This is a genomic window from Devosia subaequoris, assembly GCF_014197055.1.
Taxonomy (GTDB): Bacteria; Pseudomonadota; Alphaproteobacteria; order Rhizobiales; family Devosiaceae; genus Devosia; species Devosia subaequoris.
Genome location: NZ_JACIEW010000001.1, coordinates 786932 through 799473, shown reverse-complemented (window position 1 = coordinate 799473; position 12542 = coordinate 786932). Strand labels below are relative to the sequence as shown.

Annotated in this window: 9 protein-coding genes; 4 read left to right on the top strand and 5 right to left on the bottom strand. The window is 61.4% G+C overall.

Annotated features, from left to right (window positions below):
- Positions 1-56 precede the first annotated feature (56 nt).
- Entirely contained in the window at positions 57-3251 is a 3195-nt protein-coding gene (locus tag GGR20_RS03770) for an alpha-mannosidase (RefSeq protein WP_183309860.1), read from the bottom strand.
- Between the two features lie 253 nt (positions 3252-3504).
- Here GGR20_RS03770 and GGR20_RS03765 point away from each other — a divergent pair, with 253 nt between their 5' ends.
- Positions 3505-4530: a LacI family transcriptional regulator gene (locus tag GGR20_RS03765; RefSeq protein WP_183309859.1), complete on the top strand. Its 1026-nt coding sequence runs from the start codon at positions 3505-3507 to the stop codon at positions 4528-4530.
- 3 nt (positions 4531-4533) lie between these two features.
- Here GGR20_RS03765 and GGR20_RS03760 read toward each other — a convergent pair whose 3' ends face one another.
- Entirely contained in the window at positions 4534-5556 is a 1023-nt protein-coding gene (locus GGR20_RS03760; protein ID WP_338084706.1) for a LacI family DNA-binding transcriptional regulator, read from the bottom strand.
- Positions 5557-5765: 209 nt separating this feature from the next.
- On the opposite strand from GGR20_RS03760, the gene GGR20_RS03755 reads away from it, so the two are divergent.
- The 3 genes from GGR20_RS03755 to GGR20_RS03745 all read left to right on the top strand — a co-directional run bounded on the left by GGR20_RS03755 (position 5766) and on the right by GGR20_RS03745 (position 9335).
- Positions 5766-7307: a sugar ABC transporter ATP-binding protein gene (locus GGR20_RS03755; RefSeq protein WP_183309858.1), complete on the top strand. Its 1542-nt coding sequence runs from the start codon at positions 5766-5768 to the stop codon at positions 7305-7307.
- Positions 7288-8316: an ABC transporter permease gene (locus GGR20_RS03750; RefSeq protein ID WP_183309857.1), complete on the top strand. Its 1029-nt coding sequence runs from the start codon at positions 7288-7290 to the stop codon at positions 8314-8316. Before GGR20_RS03755 ends, GGR20_RS03750 begins: the two co-directional genes overlap by 20 nt.
- Before the next feature lie 77 nt (positions 8317-8393).
- Entirely contained in the window at positions 8394-9335 is a 942-nt protein-coding gene (locus GGR20_RS03745) for a substrate-binding domain-containing protein (protein ID WP_210283073.1), read from the top strand.
- A gap of 287 nt (positions 9336-9622) precedes the next feature.
- Here GGR20_RS03745 and GGR20_RS03740 read toward each other — a convergent pair whose 3' ends face one another.
- The 3 genes from GGR20_RS03740 to GGR20_RS03730 are packed head-to-tail and all read right to left on the bottom strand — an operon-like array spanning position 9623 to position 12499.
- Positions 9623-9823, bottom strand: coding sequence for a heavy-metal-associated domain-containing protein (locus GGR20_RS03740; RefSeq protein WP_183309855.1), 201 nt, complete (start codon positions 9821-9823; stop codon positions 9623-9625).
- Between the two features lies 1 nt (position 9824).
- Entirely contained in the window at positions 9825-10241 is a 417-nt protein-coding gene (cueR, locus tag GGR20_RS03735) for a Cu(I)-responsive transcriptional regulator (RefSeq protein WP_183309854.1), read from the bottom strand.
- On the bottom strand, positions 10238-12499 hold the full coding sequence (locus tag GGR20_RS03730; RefSeq protein WP_183309853.1) for a heavy metal translocating P-type ATPase: 2262 nt from the start codon (positions 12497-12499) through the stop codon (positions 10238-10240). The genes cueR and GGR20_RS03730 overlap by 4 nt, the downstream gene beginning before the upstream one ends.
- Positions 12500-12542 lie beyond the last annotated feature (43 nt).

Genomic DNA, 12542 nt, shown 5'->3' with positions numbered 1-12542 from the left:
CCAAGCGTCCGGGCGCTCAACGCAGCGTCCGGACGGTCTCTTGGCCCCGCGCCTCCTCAGGTCTCGATCATCAGGGTTGCGATTTCGAACGGCCGCAACTTGAGCGTGACGCTGTTGTCCTTGATCTCAAGCGGTTCTGCCTCGCCTTCTTCCATCAGATTGACGATGCGCGCCGACTTGACCGGCAGGCCAAAGCTGATTGTCGCATCAGCCCGAATGTTGGCGTGCTCGAAAACACGCAGCACGATGGCATCGGACTGTTCCGCCTTCTTGACCGTCTCGATGGTGACATTGGGCGCGTCGACCGAAGCCAGGCTGAAGCGGGCGAACTCGCTTGCGGTCGAGCTTGCTACAGTGCGCGAACCGACAACCGCCACTGGATTGTTGAACCGCTCTGCGGCGCGGGGGATTTCCGCCAGATCGGCCACGCCCCCGTGCACGAACATGGCGTAGCGGATGCGGTGTTCGCCCAGATCGGCGTCAGGGTCGGGGAAGCTCGAGCCCCGCACCAGGGTCAGCCGCACCGACTGCTCGTGGCAGTCATAGGCATATTTGCTGTCATTGAGCAGGGCGATGCCGAAATCGGCCTCGGAAATATCGACCCAGCGATGCATCGAAGCCTCGAAACGAGCACGATCCCAAGTGGTGTTGCGATGGGTCGGGCGGGTGACATGGCCAAAGGCAATCTCGGAGCGGATTTCACTGATATTGAGATCGAAACCGAACTGCGCCTTGATGACCTGTGCGCGCTCCTGCCAGTCGATGAAGGTGTCGAACTCGACCTGCCGTTCGCCGGCTGCCAGCGAAATGACCTGGATGATCTTGGACTTCTGATAGCTGCGTTCCACCCGGATGGCGGCGCGGTGCGGGCCGGTCTCGACCACCGAGATATCAGCCTTGCCGTCGGCCAGTGGCCAGGATTGTTCCTCGAAATAGCGGTCGATATCCCAGGCATCCCACTCCATTGGCTTATCTTCATAAGCAATGAGACGATTGGCCCTGGCGCCGGGAGCAAGGGTTTCGCGATTGCGGGTCTTGTCGAAGACCGAGGTGATCTCGCCATGTTCATCGAAGGCTACGCGGATCAGCGCATTTTCGAGATGGCTTGCCGAAACGGAAAGCTCGGTACCGGCCGGTGACCCACGCGAGACGAGCTGCGCGCCGATCCAGCCCAATGGCGCCATGTCGCCGACCGCCGCCACGATGTCGGTGGAGCCATCGGCGCGGGTGATCTTCTGCACCGGCTGGGTGCCGGAGGGCGTTGCGAGTGCCGCATCCTCAGGGACTTCGGTGCCCAGATGCACCAGACCCGAGCGGGTCTGACTGGTGAAATTGATCAGGCGCAACTGTTCGCCAGGCTTGGTGGCAGCTTGTGCCGCGGCGTGCCAGGGGCCATTGGCCGAATCCAGCGTGGAGAAGATGCGGCCATATTCGGCGTCGCTGTCGACATAGACTTCCGGGATCGAGGTGCCAGGCAGGATGTCGTGGAACTGGTTGATCAGCACCAACTCCCAGAACTCGGCCAGCGTCTCGCTGGGATAGGCGTGACCTGTCGTGGCCAGGGCGATGGCGCCGAGCATTTCCAGCTCGCGCAGGCGGCGTTCCGAATTGCGGTTATTGGCCTTGTTCTTGGCCACCGAGGTCAGAGTGCCGCGGTGATATTGCAGGTATAGCTCGCCATTCCACACCGGGAAGCGCGCAGGATCTGCATCCATGGCTTTGCCCAGACGGTCGAGGAAAGGCACGACGCCTTCGAGCTTGACCTTGGGTGCGCCCGGGATGCCGCGTTCCAGGCGCGTGCCGCGCTCGATCATGGCGCGGGTCGGGCCACCGCCGCCATCGCCATAACCATAGGACATGACGACCTCATCATATGCCGCCTTGGGCTCGTAGCGCTTCCAGGCGCCCATGGTCTCGGAGACCGAGAGATCACCATTATAGGTCGTGAATATCTGCTCACTGTCATACCGCTGCGCGGTGATGAGTTGCGCCTTGGTCGTGGTGCCGTCGATGCCGCGCCAGAAGAAGGTGTCATAGGGGTGCCGGTCTGTATCGTTCCAGCTCAGCTTGGACGTGACGAAATATTTGAGCCCCGACTTGTCCATGATTTGCGGCAGGTTGGCCGAATAGCCGAAGGTGTCGGGCAGCCACACGGTCTTGGGGTCGACGCCGAAATTTTCCAGATGAAGCCGGCGGCCGCGCATGATCTGGCGGACGAGGCTTTCCCCTGAGGCGATATTGACGTCCGGCTCCACCCACATGGCGCCCTCGATCTCGAACTGGCCGGATTTGATCCGCGCCATCATCCGATCCCAGATTTCCGGGTAGTCCCGTTTGAGAAAGTCGAACAGCACCGACTGGTTGTACATGAAGACGAACTGCGGATACTCCTCCATCAGGTTGAGCACCGTGGCAAAGCTGCGGCCGGTCTTGTCGCGGGTGTGCATGACGCGCCAGAGCCAGCCCACATCAAGATGGGTTGAGCCGACAGCCGTTATCTGCGGCTGCACTTCGGTGTCGACGAGCTCATAGATTTCCTGGGCGATCTTCTCGGCCTCGGGCAGACCGGCCTCGAAGGCGTCGGTATGCCCGTCGCGCCGGTCCAAAGCCCGCAGCGCCCTCTGCACGATGTTCAGGATCGCGTGTCGGCGAGGATCGTTCTGCTGCAACAGAACGGCGACATCCACCGGTGTCTGCAGGTCGTAATAGAGCTTTTCTGCGCGTTCATTGCGAATGAAGAAATCCACCTCGAAACCGACCAGGGGCCGGTCGAAAAAGGTGAAAGCGTTGACCAGCAGCACATGCTTGTTGCCCGGCTTGGCATCACGCTCGATCACCAGTTCGGTGTGGTTGCCATCGAGCGCCTGAGCGATCTGGCCGTCGAGATAGGCAAGGCATTGCGGGTCGGTCGAGCCGGGGCGGTCCTGCCACTGGCTGGTAAAGTGGGCGACGAAGACCTTGCCGCGCGCCGCTTCGGGCACGGTGATCTCGGCCGCGAACCAGGTGTGTTCCTGGTGCTTGCCCCAGACCGAGTGGCGGCCAAACTTCTCCCAGCTACGCCAATCGGCCTTGAGGGCATCGGCGGCCGAGAAATCATCGGCGCGCTGCACATGCCACTGGAATGGCACATTGCTGAGGGGCGTCCGGATCTTCTTTTCCAGATCCGCGCACAGGCGCAGCAGCTTGCCCTCTTGTTTCAGATCATCGTCCAGCAAACCCAGTTTTGACGAGAGGGGATTGGAATAGGTCATCCTTTGACTCCGGCACCGGCGAACCCTGTGTTCACATTTTGCAGCACCTAAGCATACCAGGTGTAACGTTGCAATTATCGGCTGCAGCGCGGGTGGCGTTCGGGCGGGCGGCCCTATTTAGTATTTTTGGTAAGCGCTTTAGAGGGAGGCTGCGGTTCAAGTCTCCGGAAACGCAGCAGTTGCAGCGTTGCAGAAGAGTTCGGTACACTCAGACGTCCGGCTCTGCTATGTAGGGTTCAGGGGACTTTGCCGCATGCACAAGAACAGGCCCGGGCCTTCGGCCAAGGGGCGCGTCACACTGAAGACCATCGCTGAGGCCACCGGGCTGAGCCTGTCGACGGTCTCGCTGTCGCTGCGGGGTGGCACGACGCTCAAGCAGGAAACCCGCGACAAGGTGGCTGCCGCCGCCAAGGCACTCGGCTATGTCCCGGACCGGGCGGGCGTGCGCCTTCGCACCGGCAAGACCAATGTGCTGGCCCTGGTGCTCGATGGCGCCGAGGACTCCATCGACTTCGCCCGCCAGATGATTCAGGGGATCGGCCAGGCGCTGCAGGGGACGCCCTATCATCTCAATGTGTCGCCGGAATTCGACCGGCATTCCACCGACACCATCCGCTACATCTTAGAAAATCGCACAGCGGACGGCGTGATTATCACCCATACCGGACCACGCGACCCCAGGGTGCAGATGATGGTGGACGCTGACTTTCCCTTCGTCAGCCACGGGCGGACGGAATTCTTCTCCCCGCACCCCTACCACGATTTTCATGCCGAGGTCTTCGCGACCCAGGCGGTGGAGCGGCTCGTGGGGAAGGGGTGTCAGCGGGTGCTGCTGGTGATCGGGGATGACAGCACCACAAACTATCACAACATCGTCACGGCCTTTCACAAGGCCGCGGCGCGCAACGGGATCGAAACGACGTTGCTCGAACGCACCGTGAGTCTGACCCCGGCTGAAATGCGCGCCAAGGGTATTGAACTCTCGCAGTCCGCGGACCGCCCCGATGGTGTTATCTGTGACAGCGAAATGCGGGCCCTGGCTCTGCTGGGCGGATTTATGGAAGCCGGTGTCGTGATCGGCGGGGATGTGCACCTGATCTACAAGCAAACCTCAGGCATCCTGCCCACCATTTTCCCGCGCCTTGATAGCGTGCGAGAGGACATTGTGGGGGCAGGGGTCGAATTGACCAGGCTGCTGCAATTGCGCATCGATGGCGCGCCGGTCGAGGAACTGCAGACCTTGGCAGAGCCGCAGCCGCAATGGCGCAGCGGCGACTGAGGTTTAACCGGGTGGGCGCGTGACCGAGTTGCGCAGGATCAGTTCGGCACGCAGCAGCACCTCGCGTGATCCTGGTTTCTCGCCTGCCAGCAGTGTCAGCAGCAATTCCATCGCTGCTTCCCCCATGCGATGACGCGGCTGTTTCATGGTGGTCAGCGAGGGGGTGATGAAACTGGCAAAGGAAATGTCGTCGAACCCCATTACCGAGAATTGCCGTGGCAGATCGTAGCGGCGGGCATTAAGGGCGATGATCACGCCCATGGCCGTCGCGTCGTTGACGCAGAGAAACGCCGTGGGCAGGGCATCGCGGACGAACATCAGTTCGGCCGCCGCCCGGCCGCTTTCCGTGGTGCCGTCGCCGTCGATAATAAGGCGCGGATCGATATTGATGCCGGCCCCGCCAAGGGCGGCCCGATAGCCGTCCTCCCGCAGCCGGTTGATCTCGCGATTGGGCGCGCGCCCGACAAAGGCGATGCGGCGATGGCCCTGCGAGATCAGGTGCTCCGCCGCGACACGCGCGCCTTCGAAATTGTCGACCCCGACAAATGGAATGTCTTCGCCGAGGACCGGTTCATTGACCGCCACCATGGGCGGCAGGCGCGCATCGGCTGGTGACTGGCCCAGTCCGAAGGGCAGGTGGCCCGTAAACAGGATCAGCCCGTCGGCCTGGTTGGAGCTGATAAAGCGCAGATAGTCCGTTTCCCGGCTGGGATCGTTCTGGGTGTTGCCGATCAACAGGCCATAGCCGCGCTTGCTGGCTTCGGTCTCAAGGCCCACCAGGATGTTGGAGAAGTTCGGGTCACCGACGTCGGGGGCAAGAATCAGGATCATATTGCTGCGGCGCATGCGCAGCGAGCGGGCCATGGCATTGGTGGTGTAGCCGGTGCGGGCAATCGCATCGGTAACCTTGCGGCGCGTCGCATCGGCCACCTTGGTTGGCTCGTTGATCGCGCGACTGACGGTGGCGATAGATACGCCCGCCATCGCGGCAACATCTTCGATTGTGGCCAGCTTTTGCTGCAGCACTTGGCTCTCCGCCCTCCGTGCGTGGCCTGATAGCCTTGCGCACTCCGCCTTTAGCAGACGCCGCGGCTTTGGCTACGGCCTCCCCCCGGCGATAAACCGAATTCGAACACTGTAAACCTTTACACGGTTCGTGAAAACCTTTACATCAGCGATCAGGACCAAATGATCACCGCATCAAGCAGTGCCGGGTTCAGGGGAGGAGACGCGATATGGCTGAAGCGCCAGACGCAAATGTGCCGTCGATTCTGTCGGCCAGCCGCATCTCGAAATCCTTCGGCGAAATCCCCGTGCTGTTCAGCATCGATTTCGATGTCCGCCCCGGCGAAGTTCATGCCATCATTGGGGAGAATGGCGCTGGCAAATCCACCCTGATCAAGATCCTTTCGGGCATTGAACAGCCGACCTCCGGCACCATCACCTACGACGGCCAGAAAGTCGTGCTGCCGCCCAATGGCGAGGCGGCGGCCATGGGCATCGTGGTGATCCATCAGGAATTGCTGTTGGCCGAGCATCTGTCCGTTGCGGACTCGATCTTTCTCGGGCGCGAACTGAAATCTGGGCCATTCCTCGACCTCAAGGCGATGCGGGATCAGGCCAAGGCTATCCTGGACACCCTACATGTCCCGATCGATCCGGATGCGCGGATCAACACCTTGTCGGTGGCGGACAAGCAGATGGTCGAGATCGCCAAGGCGATCAGCCGCGATGCCCGCGTCATCATCATGGATGAGCCGACCGCCGTGCTGTCCGTCGCGGAAAGCCGTACCCTCTTCGAACAGGTGCGACGCCTGACGGCAAAGGGCGTGGCGGTGATTTTCATCTCGCACAAGCTCGATGAGATCATGGAACTGGCCAATCGTGTCACCGTGCTGCGCGACGGCCAATTGATTGCCACCGTGGGCACAGAAAACCTGACGCCGGACTCCATCGCGCAGATGATGGTTGGTCGCGAACTGTCCAATCTCTATCCGCCCAAGCGCGAGCCCGATGTCGACACTGAAGTCGTGCTTTCGGTGCGCGGGCTGTCGGCGCCGGGCATATCGGACATCTCGTTTGACTTGAGGCGCGGGGAAATCCTGGGCTTTGCCGGGCTGATCGGGTCCGGGCGCACCGCTGTGGCCGAGGCTATTGCCGGGCTGAGCGCGAAGACCGGCGGAGAGGTCACCGTCAATGGTGCGCCCGCCGACTATTCCGACGTTTCGAAATCCGTTGCGGCGGGCCTGGCCTATATGACCAAGGACCGGAAGGGGCGGGGGCTTCTGCTCAATGCAGGCCTCCAGCCCAACCTGACTTTGCTGACCCTGAAAAAGCACCTGAAAATGGGCTTTCTCGATGGCCGCAGCGAAGCCCAGGCGCTGGACCGCGCCGTGCGCCGTTTTGATATTCGCGCCCGCGATCCTTCCGTACAGGTCGGCAAGCTCTCTGGCGGCAATCAGCAGAAGCTGATGCTAGGCAAGACCATGGAGAGCGATCCCGAGATCGTCATCATGGACGAACCGACGCGCGGCATCGACGTCGGCACGAAACAGCAAATCTATCACATCATCGCGGCGCTGGCCGCCGAGGGGAAAGCGATCATCGTGATCTCCTCGGAAATGCAGGAAGTCATCGGCCTCAGCCATCGTGTTGTCGTCATGCGCCAGGGGCGTATGGCCGGCGTGCTGGAAGGCGCAGAAATAACCGAAGCCGAGATCATGCGTTACGCGGCCGGCATCAAGCAGGGTGGGGAAAATGAGCGTCTCAGTGCCTGATACGGCAAGCAAACCGCATAAGGGCTTCCGGCTCGATCTCAAGACGGCAGGGCCGCTGCTGGCGCTGATCCTGCTGATCATCCTGGGCTATAGCCTCAACCCGCTGTTCCTCGGCGAAGGCAACGTCACCAACCTGCTGACCCGCTCCGCCTTTATCGGCATCATCGCGGTCGGCGCCACCTTCGTCATCACCGCTGGCGGCATCGATCTGTCAGTTGGCTCCATGGCCGCCTTCATTGCCGGCATGATGATCATCATCATGAATGCCGCAGTCGACAGCATGGGTGCCTCCATCTGGACAGTCCTGCTGGGCATAGGCTGTTCGCTGATCCTGGGGATCGGCGCCGGCTTCATCAACGGGTTTCTGACCACCAAGGGCAAGATCGAGGCCTTTATCGTGACCCTGGGCACGATGGGCATTTATCGCTCGCTGATCACCTATTTTGCCGATGGCGGCACGCTCTCGCTCAATCGCGGTGCGCGCGAGATCTATCGGCCGGTCTATTACGACAGCTTCATTGGGCTGCCCTATCCGGTTTGGGTCTTCATCATCGTTGCGTTGCTCGGCTGGGTATTGATGAACCGTACGGCATTCGGGCGCTATTGCATGGCCATCGGCTCCAACGAGCAGGTCGCACGCTACTCGGCCATCAAGGTCGATCGGGTGCGGACCATGACCTATATTCTGCAGGGCCTGTGCGTCTCGCTCGCCACCATCATCTATGTGCCGCGTCTGGGCTCGGCCTCTTCGGCCACCGGTGTGCTCTGGGAGCTTGAGGCAATTGCCGCAGTGATCATCGGCGGCACCATGCTCAAGGGCGGTTATGGCCGCATCGGGGGCACTGTGATCGGTGCACTGATCCTGACGGCCATCGGCAATATTCTCAATCTCACCGATATCATCTCGAACTACCTCAACGGGGCGGTGCAGGGCGTGATTATCGTGGCGGCTGTCTATCTCCAGCGCGGCTCGTTCCACACCAGCCGCAGGGCCAAGAAGCCCGAGTAACCAAGAATTCCCAGCCCTTTTGGGCGGGCTTAACCGGCGCGTGGCGCCACACTTTAAGGGAGGAACTACCCATGTCTATGAAGGCATTGACCCTGGCTCTGGCGGCAACGACCGCCCTGGCTGGCGCAGCGGTGGCACAGGATCAGATCCGGATCGGTGTCTCCATTCCAGCCGCAACTCATGGTTGGGCCGGCGGCCTGAACTGGCATGCCCAGGAAGCTGAAAAGCGCCTCGAAGCTGCGCATGACAATATTGACATCACCTTGGTGACTGCCGATAGCCCCGGCGATCAGGCCAGCGACATCGAAGACCTGATCTCGGTGCAGCAGATCGACGCGCTTGTCGTGCTGCCCTTCGAATCCGATCCGCTGGTTGAGCCGGTGCGTCAGGCCAAGGAATCGGGTGCGTTCATCACCGTGGTCGATCGCGGCCTGCCCGATGCCTCGATCCAGGACGTCTATGTTGCCGGCAACAACACCGAACTGGGTTCGGTTTCCGCTGAGTACTTCAAGACCCGTCTGGGTGACGGCGATAACATCGTGATCCTGCGTGGTATTCCGACCGTTATCGATACCGAACGTTTCGACGCCTTCATGGCCGGTATCGAGGGCTCGGGCATCAATGTGCTCGACGATGAATTCGCCAACTGGAACCGCGATGATGGCTTCGAAGTGATGCAGGACTTCCTGTCGCGCTTCCCCGATATCGACGGCGTCTGGGCGCAGGACGACGACATTGCCATGGGCGTGGTGGAAGCCGTGCGTCAGGCTGGTCGTGAAGACGAGATGTTCATCGTCGGTGGCGCTGGCATGAAGGACGTCATCAAGGGCATCATGGATGGCGACACCCTGATCCCGGTCGATGTGCTCTATCCGCCTGCCATGATCGCAACGGCCATGGACGTGACCGTTGCCAACTTCACCTCCAATGGTCCGGTGCAGGGCGAATACATTCTGGGTGCGCCGCTGGTGACCCAGGAGAACGCCGAGCAGTTCTACTTCCCGGACAGCCCGTTCTGAGCCAGCGAAACCAACAACCATTCGAGGGGCGCCCATGGCGCCCCTTTTTCGTTTTATTTCAAGGCATTCGCGTGTCTTCAGGTTGACACGGGAATCCCGTTATTTCTGCTATCGAGTTCCGGGCGGTGCCCGCCTTCCTTGGCGTCGCGGGGGCTCACCAGTTTTGAAGCTGCGGAAGAATTTCACTTTGATGTTCATGCCGCGGGAACGACAGCGCTGCTGACGCATTATTGCGCTGGGCTCCGGGCGGCGCCGGCCTATTCTTTGGCGCCGCTGGAGCTCACCAATCACCCCGCTTCGGGGGTATAGCCTGCCTCGCGGATCGCCTCTTCGCCCTTGGCCTTGTCGCCCGTGAAGCTGACCTTGTGCGCTGCCAGATCGATCTCGATCTGTGTGCCCGGCAGGGCCTCCTCGAGGGCGCCGCGTATCGCGCCAACGCAATGGTTGCAGGTCATGTCGTTGACGGTCAGGGTGGTTTTCTCAGCCATTTCAGTGTCCTTTGGATGTCTGTTCGGCCGGTGTGCCGGCCAGATCGTCGAGAATGGGGCAATCGGGCCGATTGTCGCCGGCGCAGCAATGCACCAGATGGCTGAGCGTCTTCACCATGCCCTGCAATTCGGCAATCTTGGTTTCGAGCGCAACGATGTGGCTGCTGGCGATGTCCCGCACCTCAGCACTAGCGCGGGTCCGGTCCTGCCAGAGACCGAGCAGGACCGACGTTTCCTCAACCGAGAAGCCCAGGGTTCGCGCCCGCTTGATGAAGCGCAGCACATGCACCTCGTCGGGGCCGTAAACCCGGTAATTGCTGTCGGTCCTCGAAGGCGGGGAAATGAGGCCGATCTGTTCGTAATAGCGGATCATCTTGGCCGAGACGCCGGACTGGTCTGCGGCTTGTCCGATATTCACGACGTCACTCCTTTGATGCCCCGCAAGCGTTGCGCGTTGCCGACCACGAAGACCGAGCTCAGGGCCATGGCGCCGGCCCCGATCATGGGCGAAAGCAGGATACCGAAAGCAGGATAGAGCACTCCGGCGGCCACCGGGATCAGAACGGCGTTGTAGCCGAAAGCCCAGAACAGGTTCTCCCGGATATTGCGCAGCGTCGCCCGGCTGACGGTCAGCGCATTGAGTACGCCTTTGAGGTCACCACCCAGCAGCACGACATCCGCGCTTTCGATGGCCGCGTCCGTGCCTGAGCCGACGGCGATGCCGATATCGGCTTCGGCCAGGGCAGGGGCATCGTTGATACCGTCTCCGACATAGGCGACAACCCGATTGCCCTGCCGCAGCGACTTGATGGCTTCCACCTTGTCGGCAGGCAGCACTTCGGCCCGTACCTCGTCAATGCCGAGTTGGGCGGCGATGGCCTCGGCCGTGCGGCGATTGTCGCCCGAAATCATCGCTGTTTTCAGGCCCATGCCATGCAAGGCCTCGATGACAGATTTGCTGGTCGGCTTGATGGTGTCGGCCACCACGATCGCGGCAGCGAGCCTGTCGTCGATGGCTGCGAATACCGGCGTCTTGCCTTCTGCGGCGAGCCTGTCGATTGCCGCCGAAAAGTCAGAGAAATTCAGATGGCTCATATGGCGCTGCGAGCCCACCGCAACCAGCCGTCCATCGACCCGGGCGGTGACGCCGGTGCCCGAATTGGAGCTGAATTCGGTCACCGCACCAATTGTCAGGCCCGCCTTTTCGGCTGCCGCGACAATGGCCGTGGCAATGGGATGCTCGGACCGGCTCTCGACGGCGGCGATCAGGGCCAGCACTTCGTCATGCTCGAAATCGTCATCAAGAATGAGATCTGTCAGCGCAGGCTTGCCTTCGGTCAACGTCCCGGTCTTGTCGAATGCAACGATACCGGCATCGCGCAACTGCTGCAGTGCCTCGCCCTTGCGAAACAGCACACCGAGCTGGGCGGCGCGGCCTGTGCCCACCATGATCGACATGGGGGTCGCCAAGCCCATGGCGCAGGGGCAGGCGATGATGAGGACGGCCACGGCATTGACCAGCGCATAAGTCAGAGCCGGGTCGGGGCCGAGCCAGAACCAGATGATGGCGGTGAGAATGGCAAGACCGATCACTATGGGCACGAAAACCGCGGTGACCCGGTCTACAACCGCCTGAATGGGCAGCTTGCCGGCCTGCGCATCCTCGACCATGCGGATGATATGGGCCAGCATGGTATCGGTTCCCACCTTGGTGGCGCGGAAATTGAAGCTGCCCGACGTGTTGAGCGTGCCACCGATGACGCTGGCGCCCACGGTCTTGGAGACGGGCAGGGGTTCTCCCGAGATCATCGATTCATCGATATGGCTTTCGCCCTCGACGATCTCGCCGTCCACGGCAATCTTTTCGCCCGGACGTACCACGATGATGTCCCCGACCCGAACCTCTTCAACCGGGACTTCAACCGCTTTGTCTGCGCGCACGATCCGGGCGGTTTTGGCCTGTTGCTGCACCAACTGGCTGATTGCCTCGCCGGTGCGGCCCTTGGCCATGGCTTCCAGCCAGCGCCCAACCAGGATCAAAGTGACGATAACCGCGGCCGCCTCGAAGTATACATAGCGTGTTTCCGCCGGCACCAATTGCGGCACGAAGGTCACCACGCTGGAATAGAGCCAAGCGGCCCCGGACCCGAGGGCAACCAGCGAGTTCATCTCCGGTGCGCCGCGGAACAGGGCCGGAAAGCCGATTTTGAAGAAGCGCCGGCCCGGCACGAAGAGGACGAAACTGGCTAGCGCGAAATAGGCGACCCACAGCGTCTGGGTCGGCACCAGCGACATCACCCACATGTGGAAAGGCATGTGGATATGGCCGATCATCTCGATCAGGAACAGCGGCAGAGTCGGGATGGCGGCGATGATGACGTCGCGCTTGAGAATGGCGGCGTCTTCGTCGTGATGATGCATGTGATCATGTGCCGGCGCATCGGGCTGGCGCAGGCTGGCCTTGTAGCCGACCTTTTCCACGGCCTTGAGCAGCGCGTCGACGTCGCCGCCAGCGATGGTGGCGCGCTCGGTGGCCAGATTGACGGCAGAGTTCTCGACACCGGGCACCTTGAGCAGGGCCTTCTCCACGCGATTGACGCAGGAAGCACAGGTCATGCCCTCGATTTCGATCGAAACGGCAGAAGATTTAGAGTTGCTGTGGACGGTTTCGTTCATGGTCTTTCACCTCGTCCACAACCATATAGACCTTCCCATCATG